The organism is Acidobacteriota bacterium, assembly GCA_022340665.1.
Taxonomy (GTDB): Bacteria; Acidobacteriota; Thermoanaerobaculia; order Thermoanaerobaculales; family Sulfomarinibacteraceae; genus Sulfomarinibacter.
This window is the reverse complement of record JAJDNM010000001.1, coordinates 1-16893: the sequence shown is the minus strand read 5'-3', so window position 1 is coordinate 16893 and position 16893 is coordinate 1. Positions and strand designations below refer to the sequence as shown.

Annotated in this window: 15 protein-coding genes; 14 read left to right on the top strand and 1 reads right to left on the bottom strand. The window is 63.7% G+C overall.

Translation table 11 applies throughout. The features are described 5' to 3' along the window. Positions 1-33: 33 nt before the first annotated feature. Positions 34-957: a metal ABC transporter substrate-binding protein gene (locus tag LJE93_00075; protein MCG6947302.1), complete on the bottom strand. Its 924-nt coding sequence runs from the start codon at positions 955-957 to the stop codon at positions 34-36. Positions 958-1245: 288 nt separating this feature from the next. Here LJE93_00075 and LJE93_00070 point away from each other — a divergent pair, with 288 nt between their 5' ends. From LJE93_00070 to LJE93_00005, 14 genes are all read left to right on the top strand, one after another. Further along, positions 1246-2115, top strand: a complete 870-nt coding sequence (locus LJE93_00070; protein ID MCG6947301.1) for a peptidyl-prolyl cis-trans isomerase — start codon at positions 1246-1248, stop codon at positions 2113-2115. After that, the gene (locus tag LJE93_00065) at positions 2112-4274 is read left to right on the top strand and encodes a HupE/UreJ family protein (GenBank protein ID MCG6947300.1); all 2163 of its coding nucleotides are present in this window, start codon (positions 2112-2114) and stop codon (positions 4272-4274) included. The genes LJE93_00070 and LJE93_00065 overlap by 4 nt, the downstream gene beginning before the upstream one ends. Next, positions 4271-4981 (top strand): ABC transporter ATP-binding protein, encoded by a 711-nt coding sequence (locus LJE93_00060; protein ID MCG6947299.1) that lies wholly within the window; start codon positions 4271-4273, stop codon positions 4979-4981. The genes LJE93_00065 and LJE93_00060 overlap by 4 nt, the downstream gene beginning before the upstream one ends. Before the next feature lie 129 nt (positions 4982-5110). Beyond that, positions 5111-5743: a four helix bundle protein gene (locus LJE93_00055; GenBank protein MCG6947298.1), complete on the top strand. Its 633-nt coding sequence runs from the start codon at positions 5111-5113 to the stop codon at positions 5741-5743. After that, entirely contained in the window at positions 5740-6912 is a 1173-nt protein-coding gene (locus LJE93_00050) for a hypothetical protein (protein ID MCG6947297.1), read from the top strand. The genes LJE93_00055 and LJE93_00050 overlap by 4 nt, the downstream gene beginning before the upstream one ends. 338 nt (positions 6913-7250) lie before the next feature. Beyond that, on the top strand, positions 7251-9167 hold the full coding sequence (locus LJE93_00045) for a DUF3604 domain-containing protein (protein ID MCG6947296.1): 1917 nt from the start codon (positions 7251-7253) through the stop codon (positions 9165-9167). Between the two features lie 183 nt (positions 9168-9350). After that, complete coding sequence (locus LJE93_00040; protein MCG6947295.1) at positions 9351-9521, top strand: hypothetical protein; 171 nt, start codon at positions 9351-9353, stop codon at positions 9519-9521. After that, positions 9503-10015, top strand: a complete 513-nt coding sequence (locus tag LJE93_00035) for a nucleotidyltransferase (GenBank protein MCG6947294.1) — start codon at positions 9503-9505, stop codon at positions 10013-10015. The genes LJE93_00040 and LJE93_00035 overlap by 19 nt, the downstream gene beginning before the upstream one ends. Positions 10016-10108: 93 nt before the next feature. Next, a complete protein-coding gene (locus tag LJE93_00030; protein MCG6947293.1) occupies positions 10109-10645 on the top strand; it encodes a helix-turn-helix domain-containing protein in 537 nt (178 codons plus the stop codon). Then, positions 10585-11214, top strand: coding sequence for a nucleotidyl transferase AbiEii/AbiGii toxin family protein (locus LJE93_00025; protein ID MCG6947292.1), 630 nt, complete (start codon positions 10585-10587; stop codon positions 11212-11214). Before LJE93_00030 ends, LJE93_00025 begins: the two co-directional genes overlap by 61 nt. Positions 11215-11409: 195 nt before the next feature. Continuing rightward, on the top strand, positions 11410-12003 hold the full coding sequence (locus tag LJE93_00020; GenBank protein MCG6947291.1) for a GNAT family N-acetyltransferase: 594 nt from the start codon (positions 11410-11412) through the stop codon (positions 12001-12003). Positions 12004-12444: 441 nt separating this feature from the next. Further along, a complete protein-coding gene (locus LJE93_00015; protein MCG6947290.1) occupies positions 12445-13986 on the top strand; it encodes an arylsulfatase in 1542 nt (513 codons plus the stop codon). 239 nt (positions 13987-14225) lie between these two features. Further along, the gene (locus LJE93_00010) at positions 14226-16136 is read left to right on the top strand and encodes a DUF3604 domain-containing protein (GenBank protein ID MCG6947289.1); all 1911 of its coding nucleotides are present in this window, start codon (positions 14226-14228) and stop codon (positions 16134-16136) included. Between the two features lie 496 nt (positions 16137-16632). After that, positions 16633-16893 (top strand): DUF3604 domain-containing protein (locus tag LJE93_00005; GenBank protein ID MCG6947288.1); only part of this gene is annotated, 261 nt, incomplete at its 3' end.

The window sequence follows — 16893 nt, the reverse complement described above, 5'->3', positions numbered from 1 at the left end:
CCCCCGCGGCGGGCCTTTTTTTCTGATCGCGAATCAGGGTGAGATGGACTCCAACACGGCAGCGTTCTCGGCCATCACTGTCAGGTAGTCGCCCCTCTCGGGCCGGTTGCCGCAGGGGTCGAAGACGGCGATGGCGACGCCCAGCTCTTCGAGCCGGGAGGCGGTCTCTGGCAGGGGCGTGCCCTCCCACAACATCCACTTCGCCGGGTGGGACCTCAGCAGCTCCTCGAAATGGTCCCAGGCCTGATCGTCCGGCATTTCGTCCGGCTCCCAGTGCACGTCCGCCGCGTTGAGATCGTAGCGGCGCGCGAGGTACTGGTAGACGGGGTGGGAGAATATCAGCGGTACTCCCGCGAGTTGTACAGCGGCGTCCGCCAGGCGTTGGTCGAGCCTTTCGAGGTCGGCTACCAGGGCCGCGAGGCGCTGATTCAGCTCCGCCTCGCGCTCCGGCATCAGACTGACCAGGGACCGGGCAACCGCCTCCGCCTGCAGGGTGGCGAGCTCGGGATCGAGCCAGGTGGTGAATGCCCATCCGCCGTGCTCGTGCTCGCCGTCGGGCCCGTGGCTGTGGGTGGTGACGTTGCCCAACTCGATCAGCCGGTCCGAAAAGGCCGCACCGGTGTCCACCAGCCGCGCCTGGGGAAGGGTGGCGCGCTGCACCCATTTGGCGAAATCGGCGCCGTTGAGCAGGATCAGATCGGCGCCCTGGTAGGCCGCGATGGCGTCGGCGTCGGGCGACCAGTAGGCCGGGTCGACGTCGGCCGGTGCCGGGAATACGACCCGCACCAGATCGCCGCCGATGCGCTCGGCGAAGAATGTGAGTGGGTAGTTCACCGTGTAGACGACGGGGGTGGCGGCCAAATCTCCTGTCGCCTGGGTGTCCTCGACCGGGCCCTCTGATCCGCACCCGATCAGCCCTAACGCCGCAGCCACTAGAATTGCAATCGAACCTCGCATTGCCGGCAACCTCCGGGGCGAGCCTAGCACGGCGAAACCGTGGATCTGCACTCACCGTTAGAACGTTGGAACGTTTGAACGTTTGGCACACCTTGAATTCGGATTTCGAAAATTCGGATTGCGCTGCCCCTCCTATCCCGATCCCGTTCCCGTTCCCGAAAAGGAGCAGTGCCTGTTGTCTGTCGCTGTCCACCGCCGCTGCCGCTGTCCACTGCCGCTGACGCTGTTCTCTGCCCCTGCCGCTGTTCTCAGCGGTTCGCGTATCATGAGCGGCCAGGAGGTCCATTCATGCAGCGCGAAGTGTTGAAAAAACCTGCGGTTCACGTGATCGCTCTCGGCGTGATCGTCGCCGCCGCCTTGCTCATCGCCAAGGGGCCGCCAACCGCCGATGAGGCACGCAGGGTAGTCCTCACCGGCGGCGACATCCTCCAGCTGAAGGCGAGCTTCATGCGGACGTGGCAGCGCGAGCCGACTGCGACCGAGCTGCGAGGGGCTCTCGAACAGCACATTCGGCAGGAGATTCTGTACAGGGAGGCGCTCGCCCGAGGCTACGATCGAGACGACCTCGTCGTGCGCCGCGCCATGCAGCGGAAGATGGAGTTTCTCGCCGCCTCGCAAGCTCTGCAGGAACCGCCGAGTGACGAGGAGATTCAAGCCTACTTTTCGCTGCGCCAGGAGCGCTATCGACTGCCGACGGTCGTCAGCTTCGCGCAGGTGTTCGTCAGCGCCGACCGACGCGGTGCGGACGCCGAACAATACGCGACCGAGATCCTTGCGCGGCTCCGGGCGGAGGACCCCGAACCAAACGCCCTGGCCTCGTGGGGCGACCCCATCATGCTCGATTCCTATTACGCCATGCAGACCGAGAAGGAGGTCAGCGCAGCCTTCGGTGGTGACTTCTCGGCGTCGGTGGTCGCCCTCGAACCGGGGCAGTGGGAGGGACCGATCCAGTCGGGCTACGGTCTCCACCTGGTCAAGGTGGTGCGGCGCGAGGATTCTCGGGTTCCGGATTGGACCGAGGTCAGCGGTCGCATCATCAACGACATGGAGTTCGAGGCGAGAAACTCGGCCAAGGATCAGCTCTATCAGGAGATCGCGCAGAAATACGAGGTGGTGCTCGACGGTACTGCCCGCGAGGTCCTGGAGTTGACTGAGTGAAGCGTTGGGTTCTCGCCGCAACACTCCTGTGGGCGGCCTGGCTGGTCGCGGCCCCGGTGTCGGCGGACCTCGCCTACCCTGCGCGGCTCGACGTGACGGAGCGCGAGCCGGGTGTCTACGACATTTCATTCACTTTGCCCATTGTCGAGGGGCGGAAGCTGCGCGCCGAGCCGATCTTGCCCCCGACCTGCCGCGATGTGACGCCCCGCGCTCGCGGCGTCAGCAGTGGCGGATTCACCTCGACCTGGAGCGTTCAGTGTGAGCCGGCCTCGCTCGCGGGCGAGGCGATCTTCGTCGATGGGCTGCTCGGCACCCAGACCGACCTCGCCTTCAAGCTGACCATGCTCGACGGCCGCACCTTTTCGCAGATCCTGCGCCCGTCGCGTCCGGGTTTTCTGGTGCCGGGGCCACCGTCACTTCTCGGGTTGGCCCGGAAGGCTATCGTTGGCGGATTGCGCCGTACGATCCGACATTTCAATCTCTGGCTCCTTTTCGCTGTGGCGGCCATGCTCGGTGCGAGGCCGAGGACTCTGGCGGCTGCAGCAGGCGCCTTCGCGGTTGGACATCTCGCCTCGCAGTGGGCGGGCGGCCACGGGTGGCTGGAGGTGACGCCGCTGATTCGCGACGCGTTCACGTGGGCGACGATCGCGGTTCCGGTCATCCGGCTCGCCGGGGCTGGTGAGGGCGCGAAGGACTGGCTGCAGCCACCCTGGGCGGTCGCCTTCTTCCTCGGCATGCTGTTCGGCGCCGCGAACCCAGAGGCGCTTCCCACCGAGGGCCTGTCGAATCGAGAGCAGCTGCTGGCGCTGATCCTGTTTGCGGCCGGCGCCGCAGCGGCGACGCTGCTCATGGCGGCCGCGGCCTGCGAGCTGCGGGCGGTCATCGGAACGGCTGGTGGGAACAGTCGGCAGGATGCCGCCAGCCGCATCTTCGGGTATGTGGTCGGATCGCTGGCGATCGGTATGCTGCTGGTAGAGCTTGTGGGGCTGACCCTGTCGGTGCGAGGCGGACCGAGAGAGATCCTCGAACTGATGCTCCTGGCCGCCGTGCTCGGACCGACGGCCCGCATAGCCGGTTGGCGCGGAGCCCGCGTCGTTCCCGCGTTCGTGGCCCTGGCGTCGGTCGGAGCCGGCCTCGGCCTGAACCATGTTCCACTGCCGTTCGGGGACCTGGTGGTCGTGGGAACCCTTCTCGTCCTGGGAGCCGCCCTTGCCTCGAAAAGGACGTTGTCGACGCGCTGGGTGATCGCGGTGTCGGCGGTTGCGGTGCCGGTCCACGCCTGGTCGACGGCCCAGATTCTGGTCGAGAACATGTCGAGGTCGACCGCACTGACCGGCGGCGCGGTGCTCGTCGCCACCTGCGTGCTGTATGCGAGCCTCGTCGTGGCGCGCGACCTGCGGGCGGGAGACCTCCCGAGGGCGGTGCGGCTGGCGGGCGCGGCGGTTGCATCCCTCGCAGTTGCATGGCGCCTCGCGGAGTATCGGACGTGGTTCGACACGGAGGTCGCCACCGAGGCCGCGCTCGGACTCCTCCGCCTGCCGTTGCTGGCTCTCGCGCTGGCCGTTCTCGCCCTGCTGGTGTGGCCGAGGCGCCGGCGTGTGGCGCGTGAGCTGGGAATGGAGAACCGAAGGAGCAGTCTGCACTGGCTGCTCCTGGGCGCGGCCTTCCTTTTACTTCCCTACGGCACGGCGACCTTCAAGAACCCCTTGTTCGAACCCGACGCGCCGCGCGGCGAAAGCGCCCGTCTGGTGGCGTCGCGGGTTCTCTCCGAGACCTACCACGCGTTCAACATCGCGGACGAGAACCGTCTGTACGACACCCTCTCGGAGAGCGTGACCGGCGATCTGGTGGACGATATCTTCCTCGACAGCCGCCGACGGCTCACCGCCGGGACACGCAAGGGCACCGAGGTCACGGTTCGCGATGTCAGCGTCCTCGATATCGGTGAGCCGCTGGCCGGGTCGGACGCGGAGGAGGGCTTCTCGTACGACTGCCGTTGGGAGGTGATCGCGCGCGTGCGGCATCTCCAGCACGTCCACCATCGGCAAAACATCTACAACGGCGTGCTGACGCTGCGCCCGGAGGATGGGCAGTGGAAGATCTCCGGCGTCGAGCTGCACAGCGAGGACCGGGCCGTCGTACCCTGGAAGCCGACATGATCGACGTACGGAACCTCGAATTCAGATATCCGGAGGGAGGGTTCCGGCTGCAGGTGCCCCGGGTGCGGGTGGATGCCGGTGAGTGCGTGGCCCTGACCGGACCGAGCGGGTGCGGCAAGACCACTCTCGTCAATCTGCTGGCCGGAATCCTCGAGGCCTCGCACGGCTCGATCGAGGTGGCCGGCTTCGAGGTCACCTCACTCGACCTCCAGGATCGTCAGGACCTGCGGGCGCTGAAGATGGGCCTGGTGTTTCAGGAGTTCGAGCTGCTGGAATACCTCGACGTAATGGACAACGTCGTCCTGCCGTACCGATTGACGCCTCTGCTCGAATGTGATGACGAGGTTCGTGCGCGGGCGCAGGCGTTGGTGGAGGACGTGGGTCTCGGCGAGATGGCGGGCCGATTCCCAGGGCAGCTTTCGCAGGGGGAGCGGCAACGGGTGGCCCTGTGCCGGGCGCTGGTCACGCAGCCGGCGGTGATCCTGGGCGATGAGCCCACCGGCAACCTCGATCCGGCCAATCGCGATCACGTGATTGATGCCCTTCTGCGCTACGGAAGGGAGAACAACGCCCCGGTGGTGGTCGTCACCCACGATCATGAAATTCTCCCTCGCTTCGATCGGGCCGTCGACGTCACCGAGCTGCAAGCCGCTCCGGAAAGCCCACAGATCGTACAGATGAACACGAATGGCGAAGGGGGGCAGTGATGCTGGATGCTAGATGCTAGATGCTGGATGCTGGATGCTGGATCCACCCGCCCGCCCGATGGCTCGGCTCAACCTGGACTCTTCGAAACAAGGGCATGTTGGCGGCCGGGATGATCAGGTGTTCGCGGCATGAGTTACAGGAATCTCGATGTATGGCAGCTCGCGAGACGATTGACGTCCGAGATTCACACTATGACGATTCAATCACTCCCACATTTCGAAATGTACGAGGAGGGATCGCAAATTCGCAGGTCGATCAAGTCCGTACGATCGAATATCGTCGAGGGTTATGGGCGCAGAAGATATAAACGAGAATTCATACGCTTTCTGACGTATGCCCTTTCTTCCTGTGACGAGACCAGAGACCACCTCGGGGTGTTGCACGAGACCGGATCACTCGATGACGAGCAGGTCTACGCGACCTTGGTGACTGGCCTCGAGGAGCTCGGGAAGAAACTCAACAACCTCATCACGTCGGTCGAGCGCGAACACCGATCCGTAAGCGAAGACTTGCCGCCATATGGTGCCGGGAGCGATTCAAATACCACCTCGAGTGACGACAATCATCCCTCCGACATCCAGCATCCAGCATCCAGCATCCAGCATCCAGCATCCAGCATCCAGCATCCATCGAGCGACGAAGACCCAATATCCAACATCCAACATCCAACAATTGACATCCAGCATCCAGCATCCAGCATCGAGCATCCAGGATCCAGCATCCAACATCCAGGATCGGACGACGAGCACCAAGAGTCATGAAAGACGTCCTCTACCTCGCGTGGCGCTATCTGCGGTTCAACCGTGGCAAGACCCTCGTGCTGGTGGTCTCCATCAGCCTCATCCTCTTCCTGCCTGCGGCGCTGCAGGTCGTGGTGCGCGAGGGTGCGAAGACGCTGACCGCCCGCGCCGACTCGACGCCCCTCCTGGTGGGCGCTCCGGGAAGCGCTGTCGACCTCACACTGGCCGCGCTGTACTTCCGCGAGCCGACCCTCGAACCCATGACCTACCGCGAGGTGGCGAAGGTGGCCGAAACCGGCTTGGGGGGCGCCATTCCGCTCCACCTGCGCTACAACGTCCGAGGCCACCGCATCGTCGGCACGACCCTCGAGTACCTCGAGTTCCGGAGCCTCGAGTACCGGTCCGGCCGGCCGTTCGCCGTCCTCGGCGAGTGCGTGCTCGGCTCGACAGCGGCGCGGGAGCTGGGCGCGGAGGTCGGGGGACACGTGCTCTCCTCTCCGGCCGGGGCGTTCGACGTGGCGGGCAGCTTCCCGCTCAAGATGGCGGTGGTCGGGATCCTGGAGCCGAGCGAGACCTCCGACGACGATGCCGTCTTCCTCGATCTCAAGACCGCGTGGGTCATCGCCGGGCTCGCGCACGGCCACACCGACGTCACCGCCCCCGGGGCCGAGAGCGGCGTGCTCGCGGTGGAAGGCGACAACGTGGTGGCCAACGCGTCGGTTCTCTCCTACACGGAGATCACACCCGACAACATCGATTCGTTCCACTTCCACGGCGCTCCCGACAACTTCCCGATGGACGCGATCGTCGTCGTGCCGCGCGACCGCAAGTCGGGAGTCCTGCTTCGCGGACGATTCGAAGAGCCCGGTGGCGACGTGCAGATGGTGGTGCCGCGAGAGGTGGTGGACGACCTGGTGGAAACCATGTTCTCGGTCCGGGACGCGGTCTTCGCGGTCAGCCTCGGTTTGGGCGTTGCGACCATCGCCACCGCGGTGCTGGTCTTCGCGCTGTCGGTTCGGCTCAGGCGGCGGGAGATCGACACCATGCGCAAGATCGGCGCCTCGGGCGGTCGCCTGCGGGCGGTCCTCGCCGCCGAGGTGCTGATCGTGATCGCCGTCAGCATCCTCGTCGCGGCCGCCCTGACCGCGGCCGTGAGCCGCTACGGAGGCTCGGTGATCGGGCTCCTCTGATCAGCGTCTCACGATCGGGCGACGCGAAGCCCCTTCACGAAATCTTCATGATGCTCGCCTATCAGTGTTGACGAATGTCGGTTGTTTCTGTGATACTCCCCGCTGTTGGGACTCATTATCACAGGGTGGTCAGGTCCTCCCCGGGCCGTTAGAGGTCTTGAATCCGGGGCGAGCGGTTATCACCACCTGTGATCCGTCTGTTGCATCATTGGATGAGAAGTGTCTAAAGGCAAATGGACCAAGGCAAAGCATCGAATGTCTTATTAACGGTGGCGGCCGTTGCGGGCTCCGCGGCGGACGCTTGGAAGCACACACCCTGACAGAAAAGGAGCACAACGATGCGTAGAATTCCACTGCTGATCGCCGTGGCGATGATTTTGGCCCCTGCGCTGGCCTCGGGCCAGATCGCACCGTCCAAGGAATCTCTGTCGGACCTCTACCCCGGTAAGGCCTACTCGCCCTATGCCCAGCGCAGCTTCCCCGATCGCGTGTTCTGGGGCGACACCCACCTCCACACCGGGCTTTCGATGGATGCCGGTCTCTTCGGCTGTCGGCTCGGTCTCGATGAGGCCTACCGCTTCGCCCGCGGCGAGGAGGTGATGGCATCGAGCGGTCAGCCAGTCCGGCTCGGTCGACCACTCGATTGGCTGGTGATCGCCGACCACTCCGACGGCATGGGCTTCTTCAATGATCTCGCCGCGGGTGATCCCGAAATCCTCAAGTACGACCAGGCCAAGCCCTGGTACGAGGGTCTTCAAGCCGGCGGCGAAGAGTCGGCGGATGCGGCGTTGAATCTGATCGGAACCTTTTCACAGGGTGAGATCGATCCGCAGATGATGGCCGAGTACTCGCCGGGTGGCAAGACCTACGCGTCGATTTGGGAGAAGGTGGTCGACGCGGCCGAGCGATTCAACGAGCCCGGACGCTTCACGGCGTTCATCGGCTTCGAGTGGACCTCGCTCGTCGTGGGGGACAACCTGCACCGCAACGTGATCTTCCGAGAAGGCGCCGACAAGGCGGGGCGGGTCGTGCCGTACACGACCCAGGCACCGGTGGGTTCGACCGATCCACTCGATCTCTACAAGTATCTCGAGAACTACGAAAGAACCACCGGCGGGTCGGCACTTGCGCTCGCCCACAACGGCAACCTGTCGAACGGCATCATGTTTCCGGTCGACGCCCAGTACACCGGCCGCAAGCTCGACCGCCTCTACGTCGAATCGCGGGCGCGCTGGGAGCCGATGTACGAGGTCACCCAGATCAAGGGCGACGGCGAGGCCCATCCGGTCTTGTCGCCCGACGACGAGTTCGCCGATTACGAGACCTGGGACGCCGGAAACCTCGATCTGTCAGAGGCCAAGACCGAGCAGATGCTGCAGTACGAGTACGCGCGCGAGGCGTTGAAGAACGGGCTTCTGCTCGAGAAACGACTCGGAACCAACCCCTACAAGTTCGGCCTGGTCGGCTCGACCGACAGCCACACCGCCCTGCCCGCCGTCGAGGAGGAGAACTTCTTCGGCAAGGCGACCAACGCGGAGCCGTCACCGAGCCGCATGGCGCACCCGTTCTCCGAGACCGAGCACGGCGTGGTTCAGGGCTATGAGCTGGTTGCCTCCGGCTTCACCGGCGTGTGGGCGGAGGAAAACACCCGCGAGGCGATCTGGGACGCCATGGCCCGTCGCGAGGTCTACGCCACCACCGGCCCGCGCATGTTGGTGCGGTTCTTCGGCGGCTGGGACTTCACCGATCAGGACCTGAACAGCCGACAGCCCGCGTTCCGCGGCTACGAAAAGGGTGTGCCGATGGGCGGCGACCTCCAGGGCAGCGGGAAGAAGCCCACCTTCATGGTGTACGCGCTACGCGATCCGATAGGCGCCAACCTCGACCGCGTCCAGATCGTCAAGGGCTGGCTGGACGGCAAAGGAGAGACCCACGAGAAGGTGTACGACGTCGCCCTGTCCGGTGACCGTGAGATCGGCGCGGACGGCCGTTGTCGCGAGCCTGTCGGCAACACGGTGGACATCGCGGCGGCGAACTGGACCAACACCATCGGCGCCTCCGAGCTCGGTGCGGTCTGGACCGACCCGGACTTCGATCCGTCGGAGAGCGCCTTCTACTATGCTCGGGTAATCGAGATCCCGACGCCCCGCTGGGTTGTCTACGACGCATTCCGGTTCGGAGTCGAGATTCCCGAGGGCGCCGAGACCGTTCATCAAGAGCGCGCCTACACCTCGCCGATCTGGTATACGCCGTAGATTTCGATCTGGTGAGTCATCGCAAGCCCCGCCGTTCGCGGCGGTGCTTTCAGGTGGTTTGTAGAAATGCCTGGGGCGGATCGAGTTCGCGCCCTTTGATGTGTCAACAGGCAAAGGATTCGCAGGCTGAGACCGCCGAAGTCCTCTCTTGATGAATCACCTTGTTTCGACTAAAATATTTGTATGGAAAGAGTTGCGAACAAGGCTTTCTCATTTGAAGAAGCTGCTGTGTGGGATATCCAGCAGCAGGCGTCGATGTCGGCCGAGGAACGAATACGCGCTGCGCGCGAGCTGCGAAACCGGGTGTACCCCGAACCAAATAAAGACGTTCGCGAATGCCACCGGAACAAATAGACGCGTCGGCGTTTTCTCCTGATATTCAGGAGTTCCTCAGACTCCTTCAGATCTACGAGGTGAGAGCAGTTGTGGTAGGCGGCGAAGCCGTCATCTATTATGGACATATCCGCGTGACCGGCGACATCGACATTTTCTACGACCGCTCGCCCGAGAACGCGAACCGCTTGTTCGAGGCGCTCGAGGATTTCTGGCAGGGTGTGATCCCGAGCCTGAAGCACCCGTCCGAGCTCGAGAAACAGGGAGTGATATTTCAGTTCGGAGTGCCCCCCAATCGGATCGACCTCCTCAACCACATCGATGGGGTGGATTTCGATTCTGCGTGGAGCGGTCGAGCGCGGGTCCTGTTCCGGACCGAGTCATTGAGTGTGGAATTCAGCTACATCGGCCTCGAGGAGCTCATCCGAAACAAGGAGGCCTCGGGAAGGCCGAAGGATCTGGATGATCTGCCCTTCCTCATCGAGGCGCTTGGCCGGCGGCACACCAAGGGCTGACCTCCATCCTGATCATCGACTTTCAGGCCCCGCCGTGCGTGGCCGGGCTTTTGTGTTCTGGATCTTCAGTTCATTATCATATATGATAATGATATGGATGATCCTTGGGAGATCTCGACGCAGCTTGCCGGCCGCCGCAGGGAGTTGGGCTGGTCGCTGGCGCAGCTTGCAAGGCGTGCCGATACCTCGCCGGCGACCCTCTCCCGCTATGAGAAGGGGTGGAGCCGCTTCGAGGTCTACACCCTGCGCAAGCTGGCGACCGCGCTCGGCTGCAGGCTGGTGGTCAGGTTGGAGCCGCAGGAGAAACCGTCGGAACGGGTGAAGGCATCGGAATCCGTGGAAAGGCTGGGGCGCCTGTTCTGGGACCAAGAGCTGACGGCCCGGCACCTGAAGGAGCATCCGATGTGGGTGGTCGGCAGGGTGCTGGAGTACGGGAGTTTGGAAGATGTGAGGCTGCTGATCCGGCTCATGGGCAGAGAGACCTTTCTGGCACACGTCTGCGGAGCACGGTTCGAAAGTGAGAAGACGAGGGTGTTCTGGCAGAACATCCTCGAACGAGAGGGGATGGCATGCACGAACGGGTCCTTCCGCAGGGAAGCCGCGAGCTTCTGGAGATCTTCGAGGGCCTGACCGATCCCGAGCTCGACGGCTGGACCCTGGCCGGCGGTACCGGGCTGGCGCTGCAGGTCGGGCACCGCATTTCGGAGGACTTCCACTTCTTTCGGCTCGAGCCGTTCGACGTCGGTCGGCTCTACGGCGTCCTGCGGGAGGCTGGCCCAACCGAAACCCTGCAGGAAGATCGGGACACGCTGACGGTGCTCCTCGAGGGTGTCAAATTGTCGTTCTTCTCGTTGGCGGATCCGTTCCTCTTCGACGCCCGGGGGTACCGGTTCTTCGAGGTCGCGGACGTGCGCGACATTGCGCTGATGAAGCTCGCCGCCATCTCGAGCCGAGGCAGCCGCAAGGACTTCGTCGATCTCTACACGATCCTGCGCGGCGGCCTCTCGCTCGAGCGGTGCTTCGAGTGGCTGCCCAGGAAGTACGGAGAGGGCCGGGTCAACAGCTACCACGTGCTCAAGAGCCTGACGTATTTCGAGGACGCCGAGCGGGAGCCGATGCCGAGGATGCTGGAGCCCCTCGACTGGGAGGAGTGCAAGGCGTTCTTCACCCGCGAGGCGCACGCCATCGTGTTGCCGTAGGCAGAACGTCGGTGCGGTCCGGCTTGGGTGCCGGGTTTTGGGGACTCAGAATTTCCGTTTGTGCCTGCCTCGTCGGTCGACATTCCAGGGTGCCACCGATGAAGGCTGGTATCGAATCATCTGCACCATTGGATGGATGCCTGATTGCCACGGATCACGCTTTACACATCTGTATTCGCGGGTACCATGTCGGACATGGCGAGTGGCATCGACATCAGACCGCTCACACCGGAACGTTGGGAAGATGTCGTGGCGGTGTTCGGTAGCGGGCGCGGGGTCTGCAGCCAATGCTGGTGCATGTACTGGCGATTGCCACATCAGGAGTTCGAGCGATCATTGGGTGAGACGAACCGGGAGCTGTTCCGTGTCCGCGTCGAAACGGGCCCTCCGCCCGGACTCATCGCCTACCGGGACGGCGAACCGGTTGGCTGGGTACAGGTCGGGCCGCGGACGGACGTTCCCAACTGGAACGGCCCAAGGCGCCTCACGGCGCCGACGCCGGACGCGCCAGCAGACGACCCCGGCGTGTGGAGCATATCCTGCTTTGCCGTGCGTGCGGGCAATCGTCGAGAAGGCATTGCGACGGCGCTTCTTGACGGCGCGATCGACTGGGCGCGCGAGAATGGCGCCCGGGTCCTGGACGCATGCCCGGTCGATGCGGGTGAAAGACGCCGACCGATTTCGATGTATCACGGCGCGGCTTCGATGTTTCACCGCGCCGATTTCCGCGAGGTCGCTCGTCGCCGCCATGATCGGCCGCTGATGCGGCTGTACCTCGATACCGGTTGAATGCGTTCCGGGGTACCACCTTTCGCGTTGGCTCGTTTTCGCGACCAGCGGACGAGATCTGGCGATCGAGGCGGTTGATACGCTCGCGGCGGGGCCTTTGATATTAAGTGGCAGCAATCAGGAACAGCGACGGTAGGCAGCGACAGCAGCCAGCGTCAGTCGACAGGGGCAGGGATCAGGGTCAGAAAACAGCACCGGCACTCAGACGAACTGCCGCTGAAACTGAACCCTGGTGCTGTTCCTGACTCCTGTCGCGGTCGCTGTCCGCTGAGCCTTCCGACCTCTTCGATGTCATTATTGACAATTGACGCCGTTCCCCTGCATATGTAAAATCCGTAATCACCAACTGATACGGAGAATCAAAACGATTCAGGAAGGAATCGAACCATGACACCGGGAGTGACTCGACACACATGGATCATCTGCATCGCAATGCTGGTGATGGCGGCCGCGACCGGCACCGTGACGGCACAGGATAGACCGAACATACTCGTTATCTGGGGTGACGACATCGGCTGGTCGAATCTGAGTGCCTATGAAGGCGGGAAAATGGGCTACACGACGCCCAATATCGATCGCATCGGCAACGAAGGCGCCCGATTCACCGATCACTATGCCCAACCGAGCTGCACGGCGGGTCGGGCCGCGTTCATCACCGGCCAGTACCCGATCCGGTCGGGGATGACGACCGTCGGCCAGCCGGGCGACGCGCTCGGGCTGATGGCCGAATCGCCGTCGCTGGCGGAGGTGATGAAGGACCTCGGCTACCGCACCGGCCAGTTCGGCAAGAACCACCTCGGCGACCGGAACTCTCACCTGCCGACGGTGCACGGGTTTGACGAGTTCTTCGGCAACCTTTACCACCTCAACACGCAGGAGGAAGCCGAACAGCGCGACTACCAGAACTTCGGCGAGGCATACTCCGGGAGCCTGCACGAGTACGAAAAGAAGTTCGGCACCCGCGGCGTGCTGCACTGCTACGCAACCGACAATGATGACTCGACCGAGGACCCGCGATTCGGTCGCGTTGGCAAGCAGGAGTGCACCGACACCGGCCCGCTGACCCAGGAGAGAATGAAGAACTTCGACGGTGAGGAGATGTTCCCGAAGGCGATCGACTTCATGCAGAGGGCGAAGGACGCCGGCGAGCCGTTCTTCGTCTGGGCGAACACAAGCCGCATGCATCTCTACACCCGCATCGGCGATGAGTGGCTGCAGGCAGTCGAGGGCTACACCAGTGAGGCTGACTACTACGGCGCCGGGATGCTCCAGCACGATCGGGACGTCGGGAAAGTGCTCGACTGGCTCGAAGCCAACGGCCTCGCCGACAACACCATCGTCGTGTACTCGACCGACAACGGGCCTGAACACTCATCCTGGCCGCACGGGGGCACCACCCCGTTCCGGGGCGAGAAGATGACCACCTACGAGGGCGGCGTGCGGGTACCGATGATGGCTCGCTGGCCGGGCAAGATCCCGGCAGGCCAGGTATTGAACGGCATCCAGGCCCACCAGGACGCATTCACCACCCTCGCGGCGGCGGCGGGTGAGCCCGACGTGGCGGCCAAAGTGATGGAGAGCAAGAAGCAGTACATCGACGGAGTCAACAACCTGGACTACTGGATGGGCGCATCGGACCACTCCAGCCGCAACCACATCTTTCACTACTACGAGAGCAAGCTGACCGCCGTGCGCATGGGCCCGTGGAAGTTCCACTTCTCGACCAAAGAGGACTATTACGCAAACGTCATTCCGCGCACTGTTCCGCTGGTCTTCAACATCCGGATGGATCCCTACGAAAGCTATGACTCGCCGGACGCCTACGGTCACCTGATGCAGAAGGTGTCGTGGCTGATCCAGCCGATGGGCGAGCTGATGGCAGCGCACCTGCAGTCGCTGGCCGAGTACCCACCGGTGCAGGGCGGCAAGAGCTTCGACATGTCCAACGTGGTCGACGAGTTCATCAACAAGAGCGTGCAGTGAGCAGAAAAGGAGTCATGAGGATGGGAGTCGTGCAAGGCATCGCGAAGCACTCCGGCAGGAAAGCGGTAGAAGCTGGGCGACGCGGGCGTCGATCGGCTAACGATGTACCGCCGCGGGGCATTCTCAAGGTCGACGCTTTTCGGACCACTCATGATCGACGCTTGAATCACGCTCACGGACCTCGTGAAGATCTCGGCCGAAAACCAGCATGGGGCAGTCAAACAGCGGAGGAAGCAGCCATGCGACGAGTCGGAATGAAGCACCTGTGGGTCGTCACCATGGCGGTTGGGTTGATCGTCTCCTCTGGAGCCGTGTTCTCGCAAGACATCGGCGCCAGTCCCGAGTTCGCCGACAAGGTGGAGCACAACTACTCGCCCTACGTCGGCCGACATTTCCCGCTCCGGGTCTTCTGGGGCGATACTCACCTCCATACGTCGTATTCGACCGACGCCGGGATGGCGGGCAACACGGTCGGCCCAGAGGACGCCTACCGCTTCGCCAAAGGCGAGATGGTGATGACGTCGACGGGCCAGAAGGCACAGCTCAAGCGCCCGCTCGACTTCCTCGTCATCGCCGACCACGCCGAAAACCTCGGGCTGGCGCCCTTCATCGAGAAGGACGACCCCACGGTACTGGCCAACCCGCAGGGCAAGCTCTGGCATGACATGGTCAAGAACGGTGAGGGCTACGACGCCTTCATCGAGTGGGTCGCCGCAATGAACACCGGCAAGGACCCGATGCCGAACGAGGACATGGTTCGCGGCGCATGGTACGAGATCATCGAGGCAGCCGAGCGCAACAACCAGCCCGGAGCCTTCACCGCCCTCATCGGGTTCGAATGGACCTCGGCGCCGGGCGGAAACAACCTGCACCGCAACGTCCTGTTTCGAGACGGCGCCGACGTGGCCAAGCAGGTGGTGCCGTTCTCCTTGTACGACTCCGAGGACCCCGAGGACCTCTGGCGCTGGATGGAGAACCTCGAGGAGACGACAGGCGGCCGGGTCCTCGCGATCCCGCACAACGGCAACCTCTCCAACGGACTCATGTTTGCGGACGTGACGGTCAAGACGAAGCGACCGCTCGACGCCGAGTACGCACGCCGTCGCGCCGAGTGGGAGCCAGTCGTGGAGGTCACCCAGCCGAAAGGCACGGGCGAGGCACACCCCTTCCTTTCGCCCGACGACGGATTTGCCGATTTCGAACTCATCGACAAGGGCAACCTGTCCGGTTCCGCGGCCAAGACCCGCGACATGCTGCAGTACGAGTACTCCCGTGAGGCCCTCAAGCGCGGCCTCGCATATGAGGCGACGCTCGGAACGAACCCGTTCAAATTCGGCATGATCGGTTCCACCGATGCCCACGGCGGTCTCGCCTCGACCGAGGAGGAGAACTGGTGGGGCAAGGCCAACATCGTCGAACCCAGCGCCGAGCGTTACAAGGACGTGCTCATCAAGTCGCTGGTGGACGACTCGCTCTCCATCCAGGCCGTCGATCTCGGGGCGTCGGGGCTCGCGGCCGTCTGGGCACGCGAGAATTCTCGCGAGTCGATCTGGGACGCATTCAAGCGTCGTGAGGTCTACGGCACCACCGGCGGCCGGATGGTCGTCCGAGTCTTTGCGGGCTGGGACTTCGAGCCGGAAGAAATCAGCCTGCCTGACTTCGCGGCGCAGGGTTACGCGCGCGGGGTCCCGATGGGCGGCGACCTCTCGGCCGCCCCGGTCGGCACGAAGCCTCGCTTCTTGATCCGAGCCATGCGCGACCCGGATGGCGCCAATCTCGACCGCATCCAGGTCATCAAGGGTTGGATCGACGCAGCCGGTGAGGTTCACGAACGGATCTTCGACGTCGCGGTCTCCGACGGCCGCGAAATCGGGCCGGACGGACGGTGCACGACGCCTGTGGGGAACACCGTGGACGTCGCCAATGCGAGCTTCACGAACACGATCGGCGATGCTCTTCTCGGCGCCTACTGGGAGGATCCGACCTTCGATCCCTCTGAGCGAGCGTTCTACTACGTTCGCGTCATCGAGATCCCGAAGCCGCGCTGGACCGCCTACGACCAGAAGTTCTACGGCATCACCATGCCCGAGGGCACCAGGCTCACGGTCCAGGACCGCGCCTACACCTCGCCGATCTGGTATACGCCGTAAGACCGTGAGCCGTAAGCCGTAGGCCGTGAGAGGGGAGCAGGGAGCACCCCGCTCGCTCGGGTTGGCAGCATTGTGGAGTGGCCGTCCCGGGTGCAATCGGACCGGAACCAAGAGCCGAAAAACGAAGATCACTCACCCGCCCAGCCATGACGAAACGCCTTCGGGGTGGTTGGGATCTTTGTTCTTCGTTCTTCGATCAGCACCGCGGTCCGGGGATCCTGTGCGTGTCCGTCTGCGGCGGAGACACGCCGGATGTCCACGTCTCACTCGTCGGTTCGTGCTCGTTCGCTCATTGCATGGCGTCGCGAGGATATGTTAGGATACCGCGAATCAACCGAAAAGACGCGCTCGACAACACCCAGAAGGACATCGACACGAAGGTCGAGCAGCAGAAGAAAGAAAAACGATGTTTGAGGCGATACGAACTGAAATAGTCATGCAAACCCGAGGGTTTCCGCGGCGCAGCGGCGGAAAACCCCCATGGAGAGGAGTCGTGATGGACATCCGGCGAACGCTCGTTTTGATGTTTTGCGGAGTCGTGCTGGGAGCGCCGTGCGCCGTGGCGCAGGACGCGCCGCCGCCCGAAGCGCTCAACCGCGAGATCAACTACTCGCCCTACCCCGGCCAGGACTGGCCCAACCAGGTGTTCTACGGGGACACCCACCTGCACACGTCGTACTCGACCGACGCCGGCATGGTCGGGTGCACGCTGACACCCGAGGACGCCTACCGGTTCGCGAGGGGCGAGGAGGTCATC

What these genes read in the sequence shown, in the direction of transcription:
- LJE93_00050 (MCG6947297.1), top strand. Translation starts at nt 5,740, where the DNA reads ATGAAAGACGTCCTCTACCTCGCGTGGCGCTATCTGCGGTTCAACCGT.
- LJE93_00040 (MCG6947295.1), top strand. Translation starts at nt 9,351, where the DNA reads ATGGAAAGAGTTGCGAACAAGGCTTTCTCATTTGAAGAAGCTGCTGTG.
- LJE93_00020 (MCG6947291.1), top strand. Translation starts at nt 11,410, where the DNA reads ATGGCGAGTGGCATCGACATCAGACCGCTCACACCGGAACGTTGGGAA.
- LJE93_00025 (MCG6947292.1), top strand. Translation starts at nt 10,585, where the DNA reads ATGCACGAACGGGTCCTTCCGCAGGGAAGCCGCGAGCTTCTGGAGATC.
- LJE93_00070 (MCG6947301.1), top strand. Translation starts at nt 1,246, where the DNA reads ATGCAGCGCGAAGTGTTGAAAAAACCTGCGGTTCACGTGATCGCTCTC.
- LJE93_00045 (MCG6947296.1), top strand. Translation starts at nt 7,251, where the DNA reads ATGCGTAGAATTCCACTGCTGATCGCCGTGGCGATGATTTTGGCCCCT.
- LJE93_00060 (MCG6947299.1), top strand. Translation starts at nt 4,271, where the DNA reads ATGATCGACGTACGGAACCTCGAATTCAGATATCCGGAGGGAGGGTTC.
- LJE93_00015 (MCG6947290.1), top strand. Translation starts at nt 12,445, where the DNA reads ATGGCGGCCGCGACCGGCACCGTGACGGCACAGGATAGACCGAACATA.
- LJE93_00075 (MCG6947302.1), bottom strand. Translation starts at nt 957, where the DNA reads ATGCGAGGTTCGATTGCAATTCTAGTGGCTGCGGCGTTAGGGCTGATC.
- LJE93_00010 (MCG6947289.1), top strand. Translation starts at nt 14,226, where the DNA reads ATGCGACGAGTCGGAATGAAGCACCTGTGGGTCGTCACCATGGCGGTT.
- LJE93_00055 (MCG6947298.1), top strand. Translation starts at nt 5,111, where the DNA reads ATGAGTTACAGGAATCTCGATGTATGGCAGCTCGCGAGACGATTGACG.
- LJE93_00035 (MCG6947294.1), top strand. Translation starts at nt 9,503, where the DNA reads ATGCCACCGGAACAAATAGACGCGTCGGCGTTTTCTCCTGATATTCAG.
- LJE93_00030 (MCG6947293.1), top strand. Translation starts at nt 10,109, where the DNA reads ATGGATGATCCTTGGGAGATCTCGACGCAGCTTGCCGGCCGCCGCAGG.